The 25,206-nt window shown below is 61.2% G+C and carries 19 protein-coding genes; 9 read left to right on the top strand and 10 right to left on the bottom strand.

Annotated elements, in window-relative coordinates; genetic code table 11:
- The first annotated feature begins 406 nt into the window (after window positions 1–406).
- On the top strand, window positions 407–2,515 hold the full coding sequence (locus tag P8R42_11445; protein ID MDG2305246.1) for a hypothetical protein: 2,109 nt from the start codon (window positions 407–409) through the stop codon (window positions 2,513–2,515).
- A gap of 43 nt (window positions 2,516–2,558) precedes the next feature.
- On the opposite strand, the gene P8R42_11440 is transcribed toward P8R42_11445, so the two are convergent.
- Entirely contained in the window at window positions 2,559–2,858 is a 300-nt protein-coding gene (locus tag P8R42_11440; protein MDG2305245.1) for a hypothetical protein, read from the bottom strand.
- A 109-nt stretch (window positions 2,859–2,967) separates the two neighbouring features.
- Between P8R42_11440 and P8R42_11435 the strand changes: the two genes are divergently transcribed.
- Complete coding sequence (locus P8R42_11435) at window positions 2,968–4,806, top strand: DUF3413 domain-containing protein (GenBank protein MDG2305244.1); 1,839 nt, start codon at window positions 2,968–2,970, stop codon at window positions 4,804–4,806.
- 250 nt (window positions 4,807–5,056) lie between these two features.
- Here the strand turns inward: P8R42_11435 and P8R42_11430 are convergent, their stop codons facing one another.
- Entirely contained in the window at window positions 5,057–6,391 is a 1,335-nt protein-coding gene (locus P8R42_11430; protein ID MDG2305243.1) for a sigma 54-interacting transcriptional regulator, read from the bottom strand.
- 440 nt (window positions 6,392–6,831) lie between these two features.
- Here P8R42_11430 and P8R42_11425 point away from each other — a divergent pair, with 440 nt between their 5' ends.
- Together P8R42_11425 and P8R42_11420 are read left to right on the top strand one after the other, a co-directional pair.
- A complete protein-coding gene (locus P8R42_11425) occupies window positions 6,832–8,757 on the top strand; it encodes a serine/threonine-protein kinase (GenBank protein ID MDG2305242.1) in 1,926 nt (641 codons plus the stop codon).
- Window positions 8,758–9,240: 483 nt separating this feature from the next.
- Window positions 9,241–9,585 (top strand): DDE-type integrase/transposase/recombinase, encoded by a 345-nt coding sequence (locus P8R42_11420; protein ID MDG2305241.1) that lies wholly within the window; start codon window positions 9,241–9,243, stop codon window positions 9,583–9,585.
- Here the strand turns inward: P8R42_11420 and P8R42_11415 are convergent.
- The 3 genes from P8R42_11415 to P8R42_11405 all read right to left on the bottom strand — a co-directional run bounded on the left by P8R42_11415 (window position 9,547) and on the right by P8R42_11405 (window position 12,060).
- Window positions 9,547–10,203, bottom strand: a complete 657-nt coding sequence (locus P8R42_11415; protein ID MDG2305240.1) for a nitroreductase family protein — start codon at window positions 10,201–10,203, stop codon at window positions 9,547–9,549. The genes P8R42_11420 and P8R42_11415 overlap by 39 nt on opposite strands.
- Window positions 10,204–10,410: 207 nt before the next feature.
- Window positions 10,411–10,866, bottom strand: coding sequence for a hypothetical protein (locus P8R42_11410; GenBank protein MDG2305239.1), 456 nt, complete (start codon window positions 10,864–10,866; stop codon window positions 10,411–10,413).
- A gap of 750 nt (window positions 10,867–11,616) precedes the next feature.
- Window positions 11,617–12,060, bottom strand: coding sequence for a hypothetical protein (locus P8R42_11405; protein ID MDG2305238.1), 444 nt, complete (start codon window positions 12,058–12,060; stop codon window positions 11,617–11,619).
- A 77-nt stretch (window positions 12,061–12,137) separates the two neighbouring features.
- On the opposite strand from P8R42_11405, the gene P8R42_11400 reads away from it, so the two are divergent.
- Complete coding sequence (locus P8R42_11400) at window positions 12,138–14,543, top strand: FUSC family protein (protein MDG2305237.1); 2,406 nt, start codon at window positions 12,138–12,140, stop codon at window positions 14,541–14,543.
- A gap of 2 nt (window positions 14,544–14,545) precedes the next feature.
- On the opposite strand, the gene P8R42_11395 is transcribed toward P8R42_11400, so the two are convergent.
- A complete protein-coding gene (locus P8R42_11395) occupies window positions 14,546–15,616 on the bottom strand; it encodes an efflux RND transporter periplasmic adaptor subunit (protein MDG2305236.1) in 1,071 nt (356 codons plus the stop codon).
- Window positions 15,617–16,458: 842 nt separating this feature from the next.
- Here P8R42_11395 and P8R42_11390 point away from each other — a divergent pair.
- Window positions 16,459–17,178, top strand: a complete 720-nt coding sequence (locus P8R42_11390) for a TolC family protein (protein MDG2305235.1) — start codon at window positions 16,459–16,461, stop codon at window positions 17,176–17,178.
- A gap of 364 nt (window positions 17,179–17,542) precedes the next feature.
- Here P8R42_11390 and P8R42_11385 read toward each other — a convergent pair whose 3' ends face one another.
- The 3 genes from P8R42_11385 to P8R42_11375 form a co-directional block, all read right to left on the bottom strand.
- Window positions 17,543–18,454 (bottom strand): hypothetical protein, encoded by a 912-nt coding sequence (locus tag P8R42_11385; protein MDG2305234.1) that lies wholly within the window; start codon window positions 18,452–18,454, stop codon window positions 17,543–17,545.
- A gap of 57 nt (window positions 18,455–18,511) precedes the next feature.
- Window positions 18,512–19,831 (bottom strand): hypothetical protein, encoded by a 1,320-nt coding sequence (locus P8R42_11380; protein ID MDG2305233.1) that lies wholly within the window; start codon window positions 19,829–19,831, stop codon window positions 18,512–18,514.
- Window positions 19,832–20,188: 357 nt separating this feature from the next.
- Complete coding sequence (locus P8R42_11375) at window positions 20,189–20,395, bottom strand: hypothetical protein (GenBank protein MDG2305232.1); 207 nt, start codon at window positions 20,393–20,395, stop codon at window positions 20,189–20,191.
- Window positions 20,396–20,923: 528 nt separating this feature from the next.
- Here P8R42_11375 and P8R42_11370 point away from each other — a divergent pair.
- The 3 genes from P8R42_11370 to P8R42_11360 all read left to right on the top strand — a co-directional run bounded on the left by P8R42_11370 (window position 20,924) and on the right by P8R42_11360 (window position 24,528).
- Entirely contained in the window at window positions 20,924–22,006 is a 1,083-nt protein-coding gene (locus tag P8R42_11370) for an alpha/beta hydrolase fold domain-containing protein (protein MDG2305231.1), read from the top strand.
- 172 nt (window positions 22,007–22,178) lie between these two features.
- Window positions 22,179–23,078 (top strand): adenylate/guanylate cyclase domain-containing protein, encoded by a 900-nt coding sequence (locus P8R42_11365; GenBank protein MDG2305230.1) that lies wholly within the window; start codon window positions 22,179–22,181, stop codon window positions 23,076–23,078.
- 571 nt (window positions 23,079–23,649) lie between these two features.
- A complete protein-coding gene (locus tag P8R42_11360) occupies window positions 23,650–24,528 on the top strand; it encodes a methyltransferase domain-containing protein (protein ID MDG2305229.1) in 879 nt (292 codons plus the stop codon).
- Between the two features lie 21 nt (window positions 24,529–24,549).
- Here P8R42_11360 and P8R42_11355 read toward each other — a convergent pair whose 3' ends face one another.
- Window positions 24,550–24,846: a hypothetical protein gene (locus P8R42_11355; protein MDG2305228.1), complete on the bottom strand. Its 297-nt coding sequence runs from the start codon at window positions 24,844–24,846 to the stop codon at window positions 24,550–24,552.
- Window positions 24,847–25,206: the final 360 nt, after the last annotated feature.

The raw sequence follows: 25,206 nt of genomic DNA, 5'->3' as shown, positions 1-25,206 counted from the left end.
AAGCCCGGGAACAAACCCATCGGACTGCAGTGCGCCCCATGTTTTCAGAACCTAGGACTTGTCCTTGCGGTTCGCGGCCAGGAAACGAAAAGCACCCTTTCGCCCCTTGCTTGTCGTAGGGAGGCCGTATCGAAGGTAGGGGGTTCCGGGGGTTGCCTCATGGAGCCTTACGACACGGCCCGGGCCCAAGTGGTCCCGAAACGGACCCATTCGCCCTCGGGCACGAGGAGGGGTGCGCTGTTCGACCAGACATGCCCATCGTCCAGCCCACGGCGTATCCCCATTTTTGGGGATAGTGCCCGCGAGGGAAGGCACCCTAGATTGTCTCCGGGACGCATTCCTCGGTGAACTTCTCGCCGGCGGAACCTGCGCGAAACATTCGCGCCGCGCCAAGGGGGGCTACTTGATGTTGAAACGACGTTCTCGAATACTCTTCGTCGCCGCACTCATGCTGTGTTCCAGCACCTTGTCCGGGTGCCTCATCGGGGCAATCAGCTTCTTCCACTTCGTGGAAGTCGTAGGTTCCGGCGGAGGCAATATCCAGGCACGGGCCAACCTCGCCAACTGCCTGGCGGAACACGAACCCTCCCTATCCGGAGAATACGAGAACGTCAGCGTAGAGTGCGCTGCCACACTCGAACTCTGGCAATCGATCACTCGATTCGTCGCCTTGGGAATGCCCCGGACCGGCAACAGCTTTGGACGCCTCTTCGTCGACCCCGTGATTCTCCAGGTTCCCGAGGCCTTCGAGTTCGTCTCGGGCGCTTACCAGGATGAGCGCGAAACCCCGTCCTGGGGAGACATCGTCATCGAGCGCACAAACTCTTTTTCAGTAACACCAACTACCGAGGTCCATGCCGAGCCAGGAACGGTCTTCTACATCCTGGACCTTCCCGCAGCCGCATTCGCGAACCTTCCCACCAACCCCACGATCGGACCCGAGTTCAGATTCGAACTGGGCTACGAGTTCATCTCGGCGGCGACTACGTTGTCCATCAAGGCGATGCTCTCGGCTCGTGTCGACGATGGAGACAAGTCCTACTACCTGCCAACGCTTCCCTGTACGACCGACTTTGCTTCGGTACCAGCGATCAACGTCGCTCTTATCGATGGCGAAGTGCAAAATCTCGCGACCGTGATCAGTGCGCTGCTTTCGAGTTCGAGCGATCTCGTCTGCGACGGACAGGAATACTCGTTTCTGCCCCAGAACCCCGATGACTGCGGAAATGGAATCATCGACCCGAGTGAGGATTGCGATGGAGGTTCGTGCTGCACCTCGACGTGCACTTTCGAACTAGCTGCAGCTTCCTGTGACGACGACGACACCTGTACCCTTGGCGACCACTGCGACGGTGCCGGATCCTGCCTCTCCGATGCTCTGGATATCGCGTGCACCTGCGGAAACGCCTCGATCGACCCCGGTGAGGAGTGTGATGGCGACACCTGCTGCAACGAGGACTGCACCCTCGACCAGGATTCACCGGCCTGCTCCAACGAATCCGAAATCGTCGGCAATCTCGAAAACCCATCGGGCGGTGGCACCTACGGTGGCATTCTCCTCCTCTCGGGATGGGTCTGCGACGCCGAGGAAGTGACCCTGGAGGTCGACGGCGGCAAATCGGAGATCAAGACCGCCTACCCGACCCGCCGCGACGATACGATCGCCGCTTGCGGAAAGTCGGAAACGGGATTTGGCGCTACCTGGAACTACAATCTCTTTGGCCCGGGAAGGCACCAAATCGTCGCGAAAGCCGATGGCGTCCCCTTTGCAGAGTCATCGTTCGTGGTCCGCGCACCGGGAACCGAACTCGCGAACGCATCCGCGGCCAACCCCGGCGAGGTCGGCGGAATTGATTTGCCCGAGTCCGGATCGACAACTCTCCTGATTCCATTCCTCAGGGGGGCCTCGGGCACCTACAACCTGCCGGACTTCCCCAGGGCGGGGAAAAGCTCGACGATTCGTTGGAGCGAAGGTCTACAGAATTTCGTCCTCGTCGATCTCGAACAGGAGTTCGTGCTCGAAACTCTGGAGAGCAAGGGGCCCACGACGGGCGTGGGGGTTCTGGAGAACCCCCAGAAAGGCGGCTCCGCCAGTGGAATCAGTCTCTTGTCGGGATGGTTTTGTGACGCCGAGAAAATCTCCCTGGTAATCGACGGAGTCCCCCAAACTGCAGGGTACGGTACGGAACGCGGCGACACCGAAGAGATTTGCGGAGACTCCGACAATGGTTTTGGCTTGACCTGGAACTATGGACTCCTTGGCCCCGGGGTTCACAGGGTTGAAGCCTATGCCGACGGGGAACTCTTTGGGGCCGCGTCCTTCTTTGTCGCGACACCCGGCACCCGCTTCCTCAGCTACGCACCAAAGAGCTACATCTTGAAAGACTTCCCCGGGCCCGGACTGACGACGCCCATCGGCTGGCAAAAGGCCACGCAGTCCTTCGTGGTGGTCAACCATCCCGAACCTTTCGAGGAGCAGAACTTCCTACAAGTCCAACCTGCCGCACTGGACTAAGTCGAGCGTGCGGCCATCTCCGACGATAGAAAGCATGAACGGCCTATTTGCCCAGGTCGCCGGGTAGCCGCCAGCGGCCGCCAGCGCGAAGCCTGGAGCCGGGTGCAGTTCTTCGGGCCCAGGCGGCCGCGGCGAAGCCGCCGGGCGGAATCGAGGTACTGATCGTCAGGCCGGCCTTGAGACCGAGGTAGGTATTGGCAAAGCCGAAGGCGATGCCGAGCACGCTGCCCGAGAGTGCCGCCTTGAGTGTGAACTCGGCGACACCGGAACCGGGCACAAGGGGTACATACTTCTCGCCTGGACGAGCAACATCCGCATTCTTGGGTAGCTTTTCGGCTGACACCTTTCTCAATCCTCCCCGCGCTGAAGTCCGCCACTTTATCGCGACGACGCGACTTCGGCGCGGGGCTGCGCTACCAATGGACGCGGTGAACAGGCGAGTGTCAGGCCACGTGGCCCGGCCCATTCCGGCGCGTCGCATGCTACTGCGCTGGACCGGTTGGTTCCTGTTCGGAAACGTATGGCTGATCGTGGCCGTCCTCCTGAGAAATCTCTCCGTGGTCGGACCGGCGAATGGCATGCTGGCCCAGCTCTTCCGCTGGCTGATGTTCGCCGGGCACAGCGCATTCCTGGCCTTTCTCCCCGCGCTGTTGTTACTCCCCTTGGCGCTCATCTGGCCACGGCGACGACTTCAAACGGGGCTTGCAATGGGGCTCTCGTCCATTCTCCTCTTCGCCGCGCTGGTCGACACCGTGATATTCCAGCAGTACCGCTTCCATCTCAATGCCGAGATCTTCAATCTGGTCTTCGGAGGCGCAGCCAGCGAGATTCTCGTCTTCGGCTGGACCATGTATCTGCAGTCTTCCCTGCTAGTCCTGGCAATCGTGGCCATCCAATACTTCTGGGCCCGCTGGATCTGGCGCAGGCTCGAGAGCGGAGGCGGATTGCGCCGCGGACGATCACTGGCCGCGGCGCTGGTGATGATCTTCATCGCTCAGGGGCTTCTGCACGCCTGGGCCAACGCCAGCGCGACCACCGTCATCACGCGCCAGGCCCGCACGCTTCCCGGCTACCTGCAGATCACCGCCGACAAGCAGTTCAAGCGGCTGGGCGTCGAATCCCGCGCATCAGACCTGAGGGTCGGTGACATCCAGCGCGGATCGGCGCTCAACTACCCGCGCGCAGAGCTGAACTGCCACACCTCCGAGCCACCACTCAACCTGGTGATCATCGTCATAGACGGCTGGCGCGCGGATGCCCTCACGCCACGCGCGACGCCCAACCTGATGCGCCTCGCGGAGCAGAGCCAGCGCTACGACGATCACGTGGCCGGAGGCAGCGCAACGCGCACCGGCCTCTTTTCGCTCTTCTACTCGCTGCCCGGCACGTACGGGCACGCCATGCTTGCCGAGGGCCGAGGACCGGTACTGATCGATGAGTTGCTGCGTCAGCAGTATCAAATTGAGATCTTCGCCAGCGCCAAGCTTGTCAGCCCCGAGTTCCACCGCACGATCTTTGCGCGCGTACCGGAGCTGAGAGTGAAATCGAAGGGCGACAGCGCCAGCGAGCGTGACATCGACGCCCAGCAGGACTTCCTGGAGTTTCTCGATCGCCGCGACAGCGGCCGCCCCTTCTTCAGCATGCTGTTCTACGACGCCCCACATGCCCTCGATCTCCCCTCGGGCGCCCCCCGCCCCTTCCAGCCGAGCTGGGATAGTGTCAACTACCTGGCCCTGGACAACGACTCCGACCCTCTCCCGTTCCGCAATTTGTACCTCAACAGCGTGCACTTCAACGACGCACTGATCGGCGAGGCTTTAGAGGCGATGAAGCTTCGTGGGTTGGACGAGAACACCGTTGTCCTCGTCACCGGCGACCACGGCCAGGAGTTCAACGACAACGGGCTCAACTATTGGGGGCACAACAGCAACTTCTCTCCGCCCCAGGTCAATGTGCCGCTGCTCCTTCATTGGCCGGGGCAGGGCGCCGCGAGTTTCGACCACCGAACAAGCCACTTCGATGTTGCCCCCACGCTGCTTAACGATCTACTCGGCTGCACTACAGAGCCCGAGAATTACGGCATCGGCTTCCCTTTGACGCACAGCGGCGGTCGGGAGTGGTTGCTGCTGGCCAACTACTCGGAGTACGCGCTCGTTTCGCGCGAGCGAATCATCGCTTTCTTGCCCTATGGGGTTGAAGTGCTCGACCCAACCTATGAAGCCGTCGACGAGGCACCCGACCTCGCCGCAATGCTGGCCGCGATGGAGCTTCGCGGTCGGTTCTTTCGCTGATCGCACACGGGCTACTCTGCCAGTACTTGTGCGATCAGCGATTGCTAGCCTCCGCCTTCCCCGAGTTTCTGTAGCACCCCGTCGTGTCCGGAAACCGCGGACTGCCCACCTGCGTGGTCAGCCTCGGGGGAGTTCTCGGAACCCACCGGTTCGCTGGCACGCAGCCGAAAGGATGATCGCTATCGACCCGCGGGCGGGCATCGCGGGCGGTCGCAGCGGCAGGAAGGGGCCCCGCGAGGCCCTGGAATGTTCAGGACGGCTCGCGGCCTGGCACGGAGAGGCCGAGTTCCTTGATCTTTTTCAGGAGGCCGTTTCGAGACAGGCCGAGCTCCCGGGCCGCCATCGAAACATTTCCATCGCACTGCTGGAGCATGCGCTGGATGTGATCCGATTCGAAGCTCGCTCGGGCTTCGCGGAGGTCTCCTGGAGCAGCCTGCGTCGGCGGACTCCCGGGCGCCGCTCCTTGATTGGCCCGGATCTCCTCGGAAAGGTGCTCGGTCGTAATGGGAACCCCTGTGGGGGCGAGCGCGACTGCTCGATAGAGCTCATTTTGGAGCTGTCGGACGTTCCCCGGCCAATCGTACGCACAAAGCATTGCCAGGGTGGCGGGTTCGATCTCGGGCGCTCTGGTTCCGTGTGCCTGCGCCGCTTGGGACAGGAGCCGCTGGGCCAGCAGGGGTAAGTCTTCGAGCCGTTCTCTTAGAGGGGGCAACCGAATCCGGAAAGCCGCAAGCCTGAAGTAGAGATCCGAACGAAATTTCGTGTCCTCGATCTCGCGTGTCAGGTCGCGGTTCGTTGCCGATAGTACGCGGACGTCGACGGCTCGCGGGCAACTTTCTCCGATCGGTGTGACCGCCCCCTCCTGCAGAACGCGCAGCAGTTTTGGCTGCATCGCGGCGGGCATCTCACCGATTTCGTCGAGGAAGATCGTCCCCCCGGAAGCCGCCTCGAAGATCCCCTTGCGGTCTTGATGCGCGCCCGTGAAGGCTCCTCGGCGGTGTCCGAACAGCTCGCTTTCAATGAGGGACTCCGGGAGGGCGGCGCAATTGACGGGAAGAAACGGGGCACGCGCCCGCGGGCTCGACGCATGGATAGCCTGTGCAAAAAGTTCTTTTCCGGTGCCGGTTTCGCCCTCGATGAGGACGGCGATCGGAGACAGTGCGGCCTTTTCCGCCAACCGAAAGACCTCGCTCATTGCGGGGCCAGCGCCAATGAGAGAAGACCCGGCCGAAGTTGCGGCCATGGCGGTCGACATCTGTGCGGTCGAATCGATCGCAGGCTTCGGTACGGCTCTCGGTTCGGAGAAGATGATCTGTGTCTTTCCGACCGACACGACATCCTGATCGTGCAGCGTCGCCGGCATTCGAAGGCGGTTCGAATTCAACATCGTGCCGTTTGCGCTCCCGAGGTCGACGATCTGATAGGTGCCGTCGTCCTGCGATCGGATCACCGCGTGCTGTCGTGATGTGCGGGGATTCCCCAGTACGATCTCGTTTCCACTCTCGCGGCCGATCGTGACGTCCCGATTCCCCAGCGTGATTTCCCTGGGGCTTCCGTCTACGTTGTCATAAAGAAGTCGCGCCATGTGCGGCGATCGATAGCACAAAAACCTTCGGACGATCGCGCGAAACTTCCTGCGCAACCGGCCCCACGAGCGGATCGGTCGCAGGGGAAGCTCTCTTGCGAACCCCGCTGCAGGATCCGTCGAGTTGAGTGCCTGCGGCGGGATTGGTGTACGAGAGGCTCCAGGCACCCAAACCACCAACCGTTCCTTGAGAAGGTTGAATTTCATCGTGCTGGCCAATGGGAATCAATTTTCGGGCCAACCCTCCCGCACGGTGCGAGGTCCCGTTGGAAGGCGGTGCCCGCGGAGGGGCAGGCTCCGGTTGGGAAGCGGGGTGGGCGCGCAGGTGCTCTGCTGCGCACTCTGGTGGGCAGTTTGGCCGCAAAGAATTCTTACGCAACGCGACGACCGGTTTCTGCGGGCTTGACAGCGCTGGAACGGTCGACGACACCCGAGGGCAAATGGATGCCCGTGACTTCGAGACTCTCTATGCGACCCTGGCTCTGCCGGAGAGCATTGCCCCAACAGAGACCATTCGCCCGGAGCCATCGGATCTCCGAGGGGCCGTCACGAACGATCTCCCTCTACCACTTCTCAAGCAACGGGGCGTGGAGACCCCTGCGGCTCTTACGATCGGGCCGACCATCGGAGTGGGTGGAATGGGTGTCGTGTATTCGGCGCGGCAGTGGGCTCTCGATCGTGAAGTGGCCGTCAAGACCACGAGGACGGACCGAGACGACTCAGAGACACGATCGGCTCTCGTCCGGGAGGGCTGGGTCACCGGGACGCTCGAACACCCGAGCGTGGTTCCCGTCTACGACATCGGCCAAAGCGAAAATAATGCGCCCATGGTCGTCATGCGCCGGATCACCGGTGTCTCCTGGGAGTCGTGTATCGGCGACATGCGCTTTGCCCCGCACTTCGAGTCGGGAGACGAGCTCGCCTGGCACCTCGAGATCTTCTTGCGGGTCTGTGATGCGGTGAGCTTCGCGCATAGCCGGGGAATTCTGCATCGCGACCTGAAACCGGCCAACGTCATGATCGGGACCTTTGGGGAGGTCTACCTGGTCGACTGGGGCGTCGCGCTGAGTCTCGACCCGTCTAGGAAGGGACGAATGCTGACGCGGGAGGAGGTGCGCTCGGTGGCGGGAACCCCCGCCTACATGGCGCCCGAAATGCTTTCTGAAAGCGGGGTAGGGCTGGGGGAGTCGACGGATGTCTTCCTGCTCGGGGCATCGCTCTTCCATGTTTTGGCGGGGCACGCTCCTTACCGAGCGCGCTCTCTGCTCGGCACGCTGCGAATGGCGTTCGAGGCTGAGCCTCCGGAATTCCCGGACGATGCACCGCCCGAGATCGTCGAAATCATTCATCGCGCCATTCGGCGGGAGCCGAGCGAGCGCTTCCAGAGCGCAGAGGAATTGCGCCGCGCCATTTCGGAATTCCTTCGCCACCGAGACTCCTTTGCCCTCGCCCGCGAGGGAGCGAGTCGTCTCGGGGAACTCCGACGGTCGATCGCGGGCCGACTCGATGACAAAGCCATTGCCGGGTGCCGTCAAGTCTTCACGGAATGCCGATTCGCCTTCGAGCAGGCTCTTCGCTTGTGGAAGGGAAATCTCGAAGCGGCATCGGCCTTGACGCTCGCCCAGGAGGCGATGGCGCAGCTGGAGTTGGAGACGGGCAACATCTCGGCGGCCGAGATGCTGGTGAGCCAGGTCGAAACCCCCTCGGCCGATCTTTCTGCAGCACTCGCGGCAGCGCATGCGGCGTCCCGTCGGCAGCGGGCGAAGTTCGAGCAACTTCAGATCAATGCCGAAGAGCACGATCTTCGCGAAGGAGCGCAAGACCGGCGTAAGCTGGCGATGCTGATTGGTCTCTTCTGGTGTGGAATTCCTTTCGTATCGGGTTTCCTCACGTTGACGGGACGACATGTCGTCGACTCGCTCGATCTCTTCCATCATTCGGTGCTCATGTTTTTAGTGACGCTCCTGCTGTTGTTCCTGATCCGAAAGACGGTTCTTGCGAATCTCGCCAATCTTTTCCTGGCCAAATTGCTTGTCATCTGGATTTCCTTTGTCGTCGTCTTCCGAATCCTCTTGCTCGAATTTGGCATCGACGCCTACCTGGGCCTCTGTCTCGAGACCAGCATCTACGCGGTCAGCTTGGGCGCCACGGCTCTTCTTTCCTACAAAGACAGCTGGATCTGGGTCGGGGTTCTCGGTTACTTCGCCGCCGCGCTGCTGGGCGCCCAAGCGCCGAAGTGGATTCTCATCTGCCAGGGCTTTGCCAACCTCGTCGCCGTCACCTGGTTGGTCCGCATCTGGAGCCCGGACGGACCCGAGGTGGGTACCTCCCGTCGCGCACGAGCGCTTCAGCAAAGAAACACATGAAAAGAAGTCGAAACGAGAAAGTCGAAATGACCAGGGGCAAAGAGGCGAGTGCCCCCGAGGTGAAGGGTCTGCGCGAGGAGAACGACCGACTGAAGCACGCCCTGGCCGAGACGGTGCTCGAAGTGCGGTTGCTTCAAAAAACGTGCTGGGCTCCGGCTCGGACGACGGTACGCGCGATTGAAGGCGGCTTCGAGCGGCGAAGTGATCCGTCTGGTCGAGGGCTCGGACCTGTCGGTGCGCCGCACGCTGCGAGAGCTGAATGTCGGGCGTTCGACTTTCCACGCCTGGTACGAGCGCTAACGCGAGCACCGCGACGCGGGCCTGGAGCCGCGCAAGCCCACAACGCGATGTCACTGGAACCGCATCCCTGAGTGCGAGCGAAAGCGCAGGGTCGAAGCGGCGCTAGCCGATCCCGAAAAGTCCCCCAGGGCGCTCGCGTGGCAGGAGACGGACCGCACGGGCCATTTCATCTCGGAATCCAGCGTGTACCGCATCCTGACGGCGCACGACCTGATCACGAGCCCGGCCTACGCCTTGATCCGCGCTGCCGATCGCTTCCAGCATCCGACCAAGCGACCCAATGAGCTTTGGCAGACGGACTTCACCTACCTGCGTGTGGTGAGCTGGGGCTGGTATTACCTGTTGACCGTGCTCGACGATGACTCGCGCTACATCCTGGCGTGGATGCTCGGCACGATGATGAAGGCGTCGGACGTGACCGAGACACCACCGGCGGCGGTGTCTCCTCCAGCACTCAGGAATATTTCTGGAGTGCGTCCGGGGTTCGCCTCACCGATGTGTCCCCCAGGAGTTCCAGTGTGTGAGTGACTTCGGCGGCACGCGCTTGGCTTCCTTGAAATCTTTCCCGGTAAAGTAGGCGACCGGGAAGAGAACGGCTTGGGTCACGTTCTTCGGGATCCCGAGAAGTTCGGCGGCTTTTGCTTCGTGCGCGAGATGCAGGGTCGTCCACGCCATTCCAAGCCCGCGCGACCGGCCTGCGAGCATGAAAGACCAGGCGGCCGGCAGAATTGACCCGTAGATCGATGCCTGCGCGAAAGCACCCATCTCTTCGACCCGCCCTTCGATACAGAAGAGGACCATCACCGGCGCCTTCTGCAGATTCTCCCCCAGGTAGAGCGCGGACTCCATCACACGCGGCATCTGCTCGGCGCGCGGGTCCCCATCGGCGAAGCCGAAACCCTCGGACTCGCGCATCGCCGCGTAGCCCTGCATGCCGTCGCGATACAGATCTGCAATCGCCTGCCGCTTCGCCTCGTCCGTCACGACGACGACGCTCCATCCCTGGGTATTGGAACCCGTGGGCGCCTGGAACGCGATGTCGATGCAGTCCTCGATGAGTTCCGGTGGCACCGGACGTTCGAGGTCTAGGCGCTTCCGGACGGAGCGAGTTCTGCGTAAGAGATGATCAGTCGACTCTAGATTCATTGGGGCGAAACCTCCTTCTCGATGAACCTAGCTTTTCTCGGCGCAGACGCGAGGGAAAATCTCGGATCGGGCCGACCGGGGCCCGGGGGGAGTCCGCACTTTCTCGCCATCGCCGCTCTGATCGGACGGCGGATGAAAAACTCTCCTTGTGCTCCACGGTTCGGGTTGTCGTCCTTCGAAACCAGCGCCGCGCGTTCCGGACCCCGCCTAGAGTCGGACGGCAGGAGAGCCCCAGCATAGGAACCGTCCTTCGGTCGTGATGCCGCAAGTATTGAACTCCCCGGCGGCAATGTGAACGAAGCGTTCTTCGAATGGGACCTGCGTGTCCTCGGTGGACCCTCCCCAGCAGACAACCGAGCCATTCTCTCGAAGAGCGCAGCTATGGTGTCGACCGAGTGCCAGATCGGTGTAGCGACCCGCAGGCGGGGTCGCTTGCCCATATTCGTCGTTGCCCCAACACTCGATGGTGCCCTCCGTGTCGATGGCGCAAATGTGTCCGGCGTACCCACTTGGCCCGATGCAGACCTCGGGCAGGTTCGGCTCCTGGAAACATTGCTCATCACTGTCGCGGCAGTCGAAGCCTTGGGGTCCAAAATCCGAACAGTCGTGACGACTCCCGGCCGCTACCGAGACAAATCCCGGGCCGGAGGGCGGTAGCTGCATCAGTTCGTCGAACGGATCCTTTGGACTCCAGCAACGGATTCCCCCTGCGACAGTCAGGCCACACGCATAGTGTCGGGTAACATCGATCTGCGAGAAGGATTCGCGGGCGATCTGTGTTGGCAGAAAATTTCCAGGCGGGTTCACGTAAATTGAATTTGACCAGCAGCTGGCGTGTCCGAGCCCATCGAGCGCACACGCGAGGCCTTTGGTCGAACTCACTTCGACGAACGAACCTTCTGGCGCCGGCGCAGACACTCCCAACGCGGACCAACAATCGATCCGCCCATCTCCGTCGAGCGCACAGCCGAATTCATCGTCGATGCTCACCTGGCGATAGCGTGTTTCGACGGCTGCAGGAGCCGACCCATAAGGGTTGGAATCGATGCAGAGCCCGAGCCCCTCACTGCGAAGAGCGCAGGCTCGGTGTCCGCCAGCCACGCATGTCTCGAGTTCTTCCCGAGGCGGTTCTGTCTTACCGAGCGCAGTTTCACCCCAGCAAACAATTTCGTCGTCGATCCGTCGTGCGCAGGAATGTCCCAACCCAGAAGCCAGCTCAGCGAAGATTCCTTCCGGCACTTCGGAGGGGGCGGCGGACAGCTCCCGGTCCCAACATTCAAGGCTGCCATCCTGACGGAGAGCGCAACTGTGAACCGCTCCGACACTGACCTGAACAAAGGGTCCGCTCGAAAGGGGAGGCACCACCAGCGCACCGTCGAGCGCGATCGTCCAGCACGAAACACTCAGAGCAGGTCAGTCCCGGCGTAGATCGTGGGCCGGGGGGCGCAGGGTTTCCTGGATTGTCTCGAAGTCCCGCGTGATCGGGTTCACCTCCCGTGCGATGGCGGTTCCCGAGACGCCGCTGGCGAGGTGGCTGGCGGCGAAGCCGGCGAGGGCCACGGCGACCAACGGGCCCCCGAAGGATCTGGAGGAGGCGAGGGCAAATCCTCCGAAGAGGCAGATCTGGGCTCCGAGGAGATAGATTGCCGTGTAGTCGGGGAACGCGGTGAGGTTCCGCATGAGGAGGATCCAGAGAAGGCCGGACGCCGCCGCCGGCCGCCCAACGACCGTTCCGGCCATCACGGTGGCCACGATGGGCCACCGACGGCTTCGCCGCGGCGGCCTGGGCCCGAAGACCTGCGCCCGGCTCCAGGCTTCGCGCTGGCGGCTACCCGGCGACCTGGGCAAGTAGGCCATTCATGCTTCCTATCGTCTGAGATCAAAATGTTCGGTCCGTCTTCTCTTTAGAAAGCGTCCTGACAGCGCTACTTTCCATGAGAGTGACATCTAAATTATTTGCTTTCTTGCGATCAGAACTCGAGTTGTCGCCGGCCCGCTGGCGGGCCATTGGTCGCATCGTAGTCGGCTGCGTGATCGCCCTGACCTTGGTGATGACTCTTCGAATACCCGAAGGCGGCTGGGTCATTCTGACCATCTTCATTGTCTCGATGGGCGATACAGGAGCCTCCGTCAAACGCGCCGTGCAACGTCAGTTGAGCGTTTTTACGGGCTGCACCGTGGCCATCATTCTGGTGATTCTTTTCCACCAACAGCCCTGGTTCCAGATACCCTGCATGGGTGTCGTCATCGGCGTAGCCGTCTACCTGAGTCGAACTTCCGCCGCTCCCTCCATCCCTATCCTGGGCGCGCTCGCCATGATCCTGGCCATTGGGGGAGTCGACGTGAGCGGACCCGAAGGCGTCTACATCGGCCTCTGGCGCTTTGTTGATATTTCGCTCGGGAATATCATTGGAACTTTTTGCCAGGCCCTCGTGTGGCCTGAAAACCCTCAGAAGCTTCTACTGGAGGGCCTCGCCAAAAGCCTCCGGATTTCCGCTGAGAAACTCAACCAATCGCTCCTCCCTGCTGAAGAAGTCATCACTGAGGAAAGCCAGCTCGCCCTAGGTGAGGAACGTGTGATGAACTCACTCGCCCAATCGGTCACGTGGCTGGACAATGCCGAGCACGTCCATAAAAAGATCCGAAGCTATCACCACGAAATGGTGAATCTGATAGGCGACGTGAACCAAATTGCCATTGCCTCGCAGCAAAGTGCACGCGCCTCGGCGTATCTTGCAGAGCGGGGTCAAAATGCAAGATTCAGCGTACCGATTCGGGAACGTATCCTCGAGATACAGGAGCGTTGCAACACGTACGCCTTGGCTATTGAACAGCGCGCGTGGACACCCTCCATCGACGCACTTCCATTCTTGAATCAGGTCGTGTCCGAAACTTTCATAGCGGAGGAGGGGAACGATCGAGAGCTGAACGGGGACGAGACGGGAACCCAGAACACCTTTGAGGGTACGCTGCTCTCCTCTGCCGTCAGTAGTTCAGAGGCTCTCGACTCCATGACCGAAAGTGTCGGTTTCCTACGTACTGGAAACACGACGCAGAGCAAGAAAAATCCCGGCCAAGCAGCCCCGCTTGACTCAAAGAAGGTCCCCTCGACTTCTTTGTTCCCACTGGAAAAGGGGAGCTTGACCTCAAACGGCTACTCTAAGATCAACCAAACCGACCTGGTCTCCGCCGCCAAGGCAGCGCTCGGCGCCCTGATTGCCTACGTCTACCTCAATACGGTGGATTGGCCGGGAGGCATCACAGCCGTGGTCACCGCAGTCCTGGTCTCTCTCGACAACTACGGTGCCATGATTCAAAAAAGTATCCTTCGTATCGCGGGTGCCGCCATCGGCGGCTTGGCCAGCATGATGGTCATCTTGTTCGTCATCCCCAACATTACGAGCCTGCCACCTTTTCTCGTCGCCGCTGGACTAGTCTGTACACTGGGTGCCTGGGTGCAAACCGGAAGCACGCGGATCGCTTATACGGGTCTGCAAATCGGGCTGGTGGCAGGGCTCGCCCTGGCTTCATCTCATTCCCCAAGCATAGACCTGATGCCTTTTCGCGATCGTCTGTTGGGCATTTTTACCGGACTCAGCTCGGTTCTTATCGTCTATGGCCTTTTCGGCGAGATCCGTGCCCGGATCTGGGCCGTAGACAACAGCGCAGAGACGCTCCGGCTGATGGCAAAAGGCGCCATGATCGGATTGGAGGGAGGCGGAGTCCAAGTTGAAAAAGCCAACACCTATAGCATTCGCTATGAGATATATAGACGCATCTCTTTTGGCTATAGACTCCTCACCGAAGCCAGCTATGAGGATTGGTTTTCCCGACAAAAAGAAAAGAACCAGCGAGATTCCGCGGCTCTCCACACGGTCCTTGACGAGACCCGCGCGATTCAAAGAGTCATCATGTCCGTAGTCTGGAATAGACTGGATTTCCAGAATATCGCAGCACCCCACCTCGCGGGACGCAATGCACTTGAAGACGCGGGGCGCACGCTGCCCAAAATTCTTGAGTCACTCGCGACTCGGTTGAAAAATCCCGAGTCTTCGGATTCTCGCGCGGTCGAGGCCGTGTCTCGCTATTGTGAGAAACTGCGGCTCTCCGAATCCGTTCTTCAAAGCGAGTCGCTCAGCGACTCGCCCACACTTCCAGAGCGCAACTATCATCGCCTACTACGTGCCCAGCTCGGTTTCTACCAACAACTCGAAATTCTGCTCTTGCAAATGGCCAAGGACACCCAGGAATTTTCGATCAGTGGTGATCGCTTCTCCCTACTCGCGCGACTGCGAGGTTCAGAGCGTCGAAGCCAAGCTCCGACGATACGGCCCGCCTAGACTCACCTTGACTCGGAGGAGAGACTCGGAAAGCCCTTGATGGTCACCACCGCTGTGCTCCCCATCCGAAAGGGGAAATCGGGGTCGGGTTTTTCAAGCACGACGCGCACCGGAAATCTCTGCGCAAGCCGTACCCAATTCAGACTCGGCTCAACATCGGGAAGAATACCAACCGTACTCCCATTTCGCTGCCAGAGCGCCCAGCCAATTCCCTGAACCTCTCCTTCGAAACGTCGGCCCGGATAGGACATCAAATACACTTCGGCCTTCATCCCCGGCTTTATGTTCTCAAGGAAGACTTCCCTGAAATTGGCCATCACATACCACTTCCGGTTATCCACCAGAGCAAAGACGTGTTCGCCTCGATTAGCGTATTCACCCACGGCAATGTTGAGATTAGTCACATAGCCATCGAAAGGCGCAAGAACCTCGCAATACCCGAGATTCAACTCGGCCTCGAGCAACTTGGCCTCGGCCGCCTTGCGATGGGCATTGATCCCGTCGAATTCTCCCAGTTCCTTCTTCGCCTGATCAAGTTCAAAATGGGCCCGCTCCATGGCTGATGAAGCGGCTGAGGCCAGGCTCTCCGCCTCGAAAACTTGGTTAGCCGTCACGAATTGCTTCTCCAGCAGAGGGCGAAGGCGCTCAAGATACTGCACGGCGTACTCCGCCTCCGCTTTCCTTAGCTTGACTTCGGCTTCGGCTGCGCGAACGGCCCCCTCCATCGCTTCAATTTTGAGGTCTGTCATCAGGAGCTCCGCTTCCGCCCTTGCCACAGCCACCTGGTAGGGCCGCGGGTCGACAACGAAAAGAACCTCGCCCTCACTAACAGGCTGGTTATCGACCACAGACAGCTGGATGATGGGGCCACTCACATGAGGTGCGATGCCAACCGTATTGGCCCGAACGTACGCGTCATCCGTACGTGGCCAGATGGAGAGATCTCGATAGACCCAAAGAGACAGCAGTACCGCCCCCAGGACGATTCCAATGCCCACCGCTCGCCCCACGAAACGCTGAATGTGCGAGGAGTCCGGCGATGCGCCCTGTTCTGAATCCGGTTCAGAATCCACGTTGACTGACAATGTCCTTTATTTTCATGATCGGAAGAAGATCAACCATGTCGTGAGTGTGAGAAGAAGAGCCAGACTCGGGTAAATCAAGACCGGCGGCCCGATATGGGATTCGATGCCCATTCGAACAAAGAGTGGATAGAACGCAAAAGTAAGCCCGACCCCGAGAATCATACAGAGCATCCAGGAGGGAAAAAATGCTCCGTCGACATCCAGAACAGGATCGCAGCCAACCGGCCCTACGGCCAAGAAGCCGAGAGTCAGCCAGCTCAATGGGTCCGTGCTTCTAAATCGAGCCATACCTGTGAAAGCCCTCTCATCTGGAGTTGCCACTCCGCTAGAGTCACAGGATGATAGAGCAGATGCAACTTTTCGCGAGATGCTTCTATCGCTCAAAGTACGCATTCCTCATGCTCCTATTGGCCTCATTTCTCAGCCCCTGTGCCGCTTTTAAACAAAGCTCCGAGTGGAATCCCAAGGCTTCGGCCTCACCTTCTTCCCGAGCGACCTGGATTCCACCGGATACCAAGCCAAATGATCGATCGCTTGACGACCTGCTGTCTCTGCGCCCGGTCGACCACGAGCAGACCGCGCAAACGGAACTCCCCCTCATCGAAAACGGCCGAACGAATCCTGACACAACTGAGTGCGAGCATTCCGCCCTCAAGCCCGATTCAGCCGCTTCAGCTATCCGATCTGATCGGCTTTGCGCTTGAGGGAAATCCGTACGCCCGAGTCCGCTGGAGTCAGGCGCGCATCGCCGCGGCCGCGGTGGGTGAAAGTATGAGTGCCTTCTACCCTAGTGTTGAGGTCGGAGCCAGGGTGGCCTCTCAAAACGAGCCATGTTCTTCCCCGCCGGCACGGCCGTATACCGCGGCGCGGACATCATTCCCGAACTCGAGATTACCTATATTTTTCTCGACTTCGAACGGCGCAGTGCTCATTCCGAAGTGGCCAGGCGACAGTTTGCGGCGGCCAACTTCAGCTCTAACCGGGAGATTCAAAGAGTCATCTACCGCGTCAAATTAGGCTTCTATGAGTTTGACGCAATTAGAGCCCTTGAATATGCCGCAGCCCTGAATCTGGAGCTGGCCCGTCTCCGGGCGAGTGAAGCCGCCCTCAGCGAAGCCAAAGCTGATTGTTTCCCGGTGATCGGGATCGAAGGCTTGTACGGTGCGCAGGTCGTCATCACGTGGCCTTTCTTTGAAGGCTTTTCCCGCCTCAATCGTGTCCGAAAAGCACGGACCGAAACGGAAAGGCAGAAGGAGATTTTTCGTTCAATCGAATTTGAAACTACAAATGAAGTCTGGAGCACATACAACGACTATCAGGCCTGCTGCCGCCGATACGAATACGGTGTCGCTCTGCTTGAAGCTTTGGAGGAAGCCTACAATGCCACGCGTGAATCCTACGACAACGGCCTGCGTACCATCGACGAACTCCTTCGCTCTGAACGAGACCTCTCATCGGCGCGCCACACACTCATTGGCTCTCGCGCCGAACTTCTTTCGACGGCGGCTCGTCCCGGCTTTGTCATGGGTAATGTGAAATCGGCAGGGTGACGACCGAGACCTAGCCGCGGCCCAGGAGGGGGGCGGCCAGGGAGGCGGCGACGATGGGCTGTTCGGGTTCAGAAACGGTTGGACCAAATAGGTCGATGAAATAAGAGACACTCCCGGCTCAAAGGGAAGGAGAATCCAATGGGTAAGGGAGAGAGTGCAGAGAAGGTCGTCCGCGACATTTAGCGCAAGACACGACGTCGTTTTTCGGCGGAAGAGAAGATTCGGATCGTCCTTGCAGGACTGCGCGGCGAGGCGAGCGTCCCCGAGGTTATCGAATCGGCCACGCCCTGCGGGCGGAGACGAGATGCCGTTCGTGCGGGGCATCCCGCCTTCGACCCCGGAGTGGTGCGGCAGTCGCCGGACTCTAGAGAAGGAACATGTGGGGCCCGGGCCCGGGCTCGGGAATGCCGAGGACTGCGCGGGCTTCACCCAAGGGGAGGGGGAGGAGGGCCTGGTGGTCGCCGGCGATGGCGCCGGGGCATTTCAGTCCGCGTTCGATGGCCTCGGCAAAGAGTTCGGCGGCGCCGGGGCGCGCCAGCACCCCGGTGATGGGCTCGATGTCGGGGAAGGGTAGCATCCCGACTTCGAAGAGGAGAAGGGCGGCCAGGAGAGACGAGAAGTGTCTCTCGCCCCGGGCCGCACCCGAGAGAAAACCCTGGAGCGCGACCTCGGCTTCGGGGGTCGTACCGTAACCCACGAGCACGTGGGTGAGGTCGTGGGCGATCAGATTGTCCTGGTCGTCGTCGGGAATCCAGGGGAAACCGTTGCGGCGGTAAAAGTCGAAGAGTCCCCGTCCTAGAGAGCCCGCGCGAAGGTCGCCCAGCGCCTCCATCTTCGTCGTGAGGGCCTGTTTGCCCAGGCCTTCGACGAAAGGTTCCACCAGGTCGGGTTCTCGTACGCGCTCCCAATCTTTGCAGACTCGCTCGCGGTCGTCGGCGAGGTAGTCCGCGGCGAGCTTTTGAAAGCCCTCTTCGATCTCCAATGCGGCGAGGTACTCGCCCACCCGTGCGGTGAGAGGCGCGCTCGGTGGATGGCGAACCAGTTCGAGCACCACCAGGATCTCGCCCACGGCTCGGCGGAGTCGGGTTTTTTCGATGGCCGCGGCGGACGCGTTGGGTGAGATTGGGGCGGCGGCGGACGGCGGAACTCGCATGACGTGCAGGGCCAGGGCTTCGAGCAGGGCAACTTGCTCGGTCGTCTGGCCCCCGGCCACGTTCGTTGCCGTATACAGAGTGCTGATCACCGCGGTGCGTGTCGTGAGGTCGAGGTGTAGCATTCGAATTAGCTCCTGGGGATCGCCGGGGTGGACCAGGGTGAGTTGTGAAAGTTTACCCTACGGATTTGGGGTGGTGGGCGAGTCGAGCACGAAGCAGATGAACTGAGGTTCCTCTGGAGTCACCGGATGAAAATATCCGAACGATGCGCACATTTCCGTAGGAAACTGAATGGCGGTATCAGACGGATTGTCGAACGTACACTCCACGGTAAGGTAGTCGCCCGCTTCGAGGCGCAGTGGTTTTTCGTGAAACGAGACGCCCGGCAGTAGATCGCGAAATTCAGGTTGCCAGGGGTCAATTTCGAAGAGCGAAATCCGCTCGCCACTGACTTTTTCATGCTCGACGAGGATGGAGACCCCGTGCTCATGCATGTGTGCACGCAGCGACGTCACGGTGATGGGCCTCGAGATCGGGCACGCGGCGCGAACCACCTGACCCTTCGCGTTGGGGGCGAGCGTGAAGTCGAAGTTCGCGACCGCCACATTTCCGATCTCGGTTTGGACCTCGGAGGGCTCGCTCATTTGCACGACGATGGTGTCGCGCACTCTGAGCGGACGAGACGTGACATTGACGTAGTGGCTCTGCACGACCAATTGTGTTCCCGTTGCGACACGCACGGCCATCCCTTCGGGGAGTTCCGCCACACCTCCCTGTGAGGGGACGAGGACCGGCAAGAGGCCAATCATTCCTTCGGCGTCCGAGCAGTCCTCGATCGCGGGCTCGATCGGACCCCCCTGCCGCTTGAAGAGGTTCGCGTGATGACCATGAACGCCCTGGTACGCGCGAAGTCCGCGAACGAAGAATTCCTCGTTCTCCGCGGGGAGGTAGTGACAGAATTGGCGTTCCGTTCCGGCAGGGATGATCATGGCTTTCGCGGCGATGAAGGCTCGCTGTCCTGGCTCCAACGCCGGTGGGTTCGGGAAATCATTCACGGCCGCAGAGTTTTGCTCCTGTTCGGTCCGGTGAGTCGGCCCTCCTCGCGTGCGTGGCGCGCCGCCATCGATCCATGCGGCGATTTCGTCGATCTCGGCTCGCGGCAAGGGGCTGTTGGGGGGCATTGGGCGAACCGCTCCGCGGCCTTCAAGTTTTTGGATGAGGTAGCTGCGATCCGCGTCACCAACGACGACGCGAACTTCGCCCGGGCGTTCGTTGGCGGGCCTTCCAATGAGATCGTCGTAGGCGGCGGGGCCGATCAGGCTCAGGCCGCCCGCACCGCGTCCTTCTGCATGGCACGCCGTGAGTCCACACGACCGGGCGAAGATTCTCCCCTGGATTTCATCAAATCCCGGGACCTCGGGTGGGGCCGTCGCCCCCGGCGATCCGCAGCCGATCAGGACCACGTGCGCGCAAGCGGCGATGATCCCAAGTTCCCTCATCTCATGTGCTTCATCGACTCATTCGGCCGGCAAGGTCAAGCTCCTGCTGTTCGCTCCGGCGGTCGCCCGACCGGAATCCGTACCTGTGACCAGGTGCTCTCAGGGGCACTTCTTGCACCCTACGGGTACTCCGGTCTCGGCGAGCAGTTCGCCGTCCGGCGGCGTCATCCGGGATCCCGGGCTGAAACCTGCGCAAACGCCGATCTGGGCACCCGCATTGTACCTCGCGCTACCAGGGATACTGTTGGCGGGCAGCCAAACGCCTAGGGCGCTCGTGCAACGCAAAGCCGGATTCCGTCCTGCGTCCTCGTAGCAGCTCATTTGGAAATTTAGAGATACCGACGGCATCGAGAGGCCTCAGCCTACGGCGCGATCATCTGACTTCATATCGAGCTTGCCGGTAGTCTTGTCGACCGTGCCTCGAAAGACCGCGGTGCTGCCGTCGGCGCGACCGGGACTCCCCGTCGTGTAGCTATCGCCGCTGCTCAGACAGACAATGTCCTTGCCCAGAAGACCCGGGAAACCGTGGCTGTTTATTTTGATTCTCGATCGGCAGCGATTCATGACATAGCTCGCCTCAACTGTGTCATTGCTCCATGCGGAGGACCCTGTGAGAGAGTCGGGATTGACGAGAGGAAGGACGACTTTGCCGCGAGAGCTCGCGTGAGCCGGCAACGCGGAAAAGAGTAACGACGCAAGTACGAGAGCAATTCTGAGGTTCATGGTTTTCTGCTGTTCACGGAAGAGGTTAAGGAGAGTTGCAGGCGGGGAAGAGGATCTGGGGTTACAGACGAAAGGAAGCATGAACGGCCTATTTGCCCAGGTCGCCGGGTCGCCGCCAGCGGCGGCCGCGGCGAAGCCGCCGGACGGCGCGCGACCACCCATTTGCCTCCGCCGGAACTCCCAACGTCTGACACATAGCACAGCCTGTGATCACTCAAGAGCCGCGGTCGACCGACGACTCGGTTCCTGTCGGATTCTCCTTCCTTCTGGGCCCGCAGTGTCTCATCTTTCAGCGGCAATTTGGTCCAACCATCTCTGGACCCGAACAAAGGCTCGATTTGCCCGGAGCGTCGCGGTAGGACTCGAGGGATGAAGGCAAGAAAAGAAACCCTGAAAATTGTCCCCCTTCTGGGTGTCCTCGCCCTTCTTTCCTGCGGCGACAGTACGGAACCTCCGCCACCCGTTCTCGAGCTGGCCTTCTCCGAGTCGGCCATCGACCTCGAGGGAGTCGAGGCCCGGTACGCAGCTGACGTCGCCTATGGCGAGGCAGAGCGAAACGTCTTCGACATCTACCTGCCCGATTGCTCGGAGCCGACCGCGCTGGTGATCTTCTTCCACGGAGGCGGATTCACCGGGGGCAATAAGAGCGCCGCAAACGACAACCCCCATGCGAGCCGAACCCGCGACCTTCTGAGGGATTGCGTCGCCTTCGCGACGGTGAACTACCGTCTTCTCAAGGTGCCGTCGCAAGGTGAGGGAACCAGCTCGATTCCCGCCCAGGGAGGCGTTCGGACCTCCCTCGACGATGCGGCGCGAGCGCTGCAGTTCATGCGCTACCACTCGCATAGCCTGAACCTCGCCCCGGAACGGGTGGCGGTCTACGGAGTTTCCGCGGGTGCCGGCATCAGCCTCTGGTTGGCTACGACCGACGACCTCGCGGACCCCAACAGTGAAGACCCGGTGGAGCGGGAGTCCTCTCGAATCTCGGCCGCCGGCGCGTTCGCGACTCAGGCAACCTATGACATTCTCGATTGGGAGGCGGTTCTGCTCCCGTTGACCAGTCAATTTGCGGCAGCGCTCGGGGGCACGGATATCCCAACGGTCGCCGCAGCGGTGGGTGCCCAAAACTACCTCCTGACCTTCCTCGCCCAGGAGACGATCGAGGGCCTCTACGAGGAAGACGCCCTTGCCTACCAGGCCGAGGTCGACATGCTGGAGAACATGGATGCGCAGGACGCGCCGATCTACGTCCACAATTACAACGTCGGACTGAGCAACCTGCTGAATGCCTTCCTGCACCATCCCCTGCATGCGATGGCCGTCGAGGACAGGGCCGACGAAGTCGGTCTCGAGGTCGTCGCCTACGCGGAGGCACCGGCGCCCTTCAACCGGGAAGACCTCTCGGGCGAGACCCTGCCGGAGTTCTTTCGCCGCCACCTCGGCGTCGACTGAGGAGCGACCGGCCGCGTTCGCTCAGCCCAGGCAGTTGCGGGCGTTGCGGAAGAGGTGATGTGCCCCTGGTTTTTTGGAGTTCGAAAACTGGATTCATGCTTCCTATCGTCATCCCCGGCCCGGGCGAGAAATTTTGACTTCGCCGGCCATGCGATGTTGATGTGGAGCAGCCGTGAATACCGGTGACGAAAACCAGGTTTTGGGACTCACCGTTCTCTTCGCGGACATCTGTGAGAGCATGAAGTTGTACGCGGAACAGGGGGACCGGGCCGCGTTCGAGATCGCATCGAATTGTCTCGATCTCCTCTTCACCGCCACTGAGGACGCCGGGGGACGGCCGGTGAAGCGTCTCGGGGATGGCCTCTTGTCGACCTTCGCGACGGCGCCGGCTGCCGTCGAGGCAGCCAGCGCGATGCTCGGCGCCGTCGAGGCGGCGACGTGGGGGCACGACCCACAGATCCAGGTTCACATCGGCATCGCCTGCGGTCCCGTGATGGTCGACGCCGGGGACGTCCACGGCGACGTCGTGAACGTCGCGTCGCGCCTCGCGTCACTTGCGGCGGCCGACGAGGTATTCCTCTCGCGCGAGGTTCACGCAGAGCTCCCCCACTTCATGAGAGCTTTGACGCGACGCATGAAGCAGCTCAGCTTGCGGAACCGCCCGGGCGAGGTCGAGGTGTACCAATACCTTCCAGTCCAGGTAAGCGGAGACGCGACGATCGCGAGCCACACGGCCTGGGCGCACGTGGAGGCTCGGCTGGAACTCACATACGACTCGCAGGTGATCTCCGTCGGACCGGACAAACCCAAGGTCCGTCTCGGACGAGGGGCCGACAACGACATCGGCACCGGTGAGACCCAGGTGTCCCGATATCACGCCGAGATTTCCTTCCAGGACGGCGGTTTCGTTCTGAAGGACCTCAGCACGAACGGGACCTACGTGCTCGCAGACGACGGCACCCCGATCGCACGGGTCTTCCGCTCGGCTCGAACTCTGAGTGGGGCCGGTGGGATCGCGCTCGGGCGCCAGGAGGCCAAGGTGATCGGGTTCCGGGTGTTCGGGCTTGCTTGAGCGAACCCCGAACGGGCCTCCTCAGCATGTCCGCGCTACGCACGTGACGGAACGTTTGGCTGGCCGGGCGCTCGGCAACGCGATAGGTCGTCGGTCCTGAACCGTCCGGAAGAATGAATCTCCGCCCTTTCGGAGGAGTTGCCAGAGTCCAGTGTCCGATCACGTCGGCCTGAACGAGTTCATGGTGGGGTTGAAGCGCCGCAAACCCGGTGAGACGGAGTTCCATCAGGCGGTCAACGAGGTCGCGTCAACATCTTCGACTACATCGCGGACAAGGAAGTCTATCATCGTGCGCAGATCCTCCGACGCATCGCGGAGCCCGACCGCTTCATCTTGGCACCGACGATCGATGTCGATTTCATTGCGCGCGAGGCTGCGTTGGTCGTCGGCGCCAACGTTGGGTACGCGTTCTGAGCCGGCGCTCGATTCCCCCCGTATGTGATATGCATCCGGAGGATTCACAGTGTCCAGCAACCTCGCGCTAGAGCCGAAGGCTTGAGCGTCACGTCCGACCTATACGGCCGATGCATCGATCGGGAGCGTCGGCTAAAGAAGACTCGGAGCATCCCGCATGACCACCGCACACAAGGATTGGCACGATCTCCTCGCCTGCCCCATCCACCACGACAAACTCGACACGACGGACGAGGGACTGAAGTGCCCAACGTGTCATGCGATCTACCCGGTTCGCGACTCTGTGGTCCATTTCCTTTCAGGTGACACCGGGCCGCGGAGCGCACTCGTCGGCATCGATGGGTCAACGATGGTCCGAGGCTACCGTGAGCCGAGCAAGTTCGTGAGTGCGCTTCGCAGCGTCGTCTCGTCGGAGTACTATCCGGGGACGGGGTGGCGAGACGCAAAGAAGTCCGTGTCCGCCGGCAAGGCGCCTTACGTCGTGATCGGTAGCGGAACATCACGCTATCCCGGCGGCCTCCACCTCGACATCGACGACTTCCCCGGTGTCGACCTCGTCGGAACCGCGGAGAGCCTCCCGTTTCTCGACGGCTCCCTCGAGGGGGCGCTCAGCGAAGTGGTACTCGAACACGTCGAGCGGCCCGATCACGTGATCGCCGAAACGTTTCGGGTTCTGAAGCCGGGCGGGCGCTTCTTCTTCATCGCGCCCTTTCTATTCCCGTTCCACGGTCATCCCTCCGACTACCGCCGCTGGTCCAAGCAAGGCTTGGCAGCCGACTTCGATGCGTTCACCGACATTGAGATCGGAATCTACGGCGGACCGTGCTCTGCGATGGTCAACCTACTAACCGAGTGGTGCTACGTCGTGACGGGGCTCGAGTTCCCCCGCGGGTACACCGCGATCAAGGGACTCGCGACGCTTCTCCTGTTTCCCTTCAAGTTCATCGACGCGCTCGTGAACCGATTCCCCGAGGCACATCGCCTTGCTGCGACGATGTACGTCACCGGCCGGAAGCCCGGTGGGGACGTAGTCTAGTCACGCCCCCAACTCCCGACGTCACTCGACGTAGCCGAGCGCACGGAGCTGTTCGATTGTCTCGTCGTCGACCTCACCAGTGTTCCCGTCGCCGGCGTCCGCCGAGACATCGAGCCCGCTAGCGGTGCGCGCCACCGTGACGGCCCGGAGCCCGACTTTGCCGGGACCATCCCCGAACCGGACCGCGAGCGACCACACGATTTCGTCGTCTTTTACCGCGAACTCCAGCGTCGTCCCATCCTGAGAAGCGGAGGCGGGCACACTGCGTCCATCGCGGATTTTCGGGTCGCGCGAGGTGCGATAAAACGCCCGGGCCATCGGCGCTGGGGAATTCAGTTCCAACCGAGCGAACACTCGGCCCGAGGCTACTGGAACGTATGGGAGATTTACGGTGCGCGGGTGCTTCCCGGAGACCAGCATCGCACCCCACGTGGTAGAACGAACAATCGACCCCTTCTCCGCCTCCAATCCCGCCAGGTTGGGACCAGCGCGATGAACGACAGAGCCCTGCTCCTGTGCGGTGGCATTCTCAGCGTCTGTACGTCGTCAGCTGAGTCGGGATCTTTGGGGTCGATTTATAAGAGACACTTCCGGCACGTTTGCCCGCCTACGCGGCGCGTAGATTCTGTCGCTTACGACGGGCCATTGTCTTGTTCTTGATCTGTTCTCGGCGCGTCA

The organism is Candidatus Binatia bacterium, from assembly GCA_029243485.1.
GTDB lineage: Bacteria > Desulfobacterota > Binatia > UBA12015 > UBA12015 > VGTG01.
Note: the sequence above shows the minus strand (reverse complement) of the source record. Positions and strands in the feature narration are given on the sequence as shown.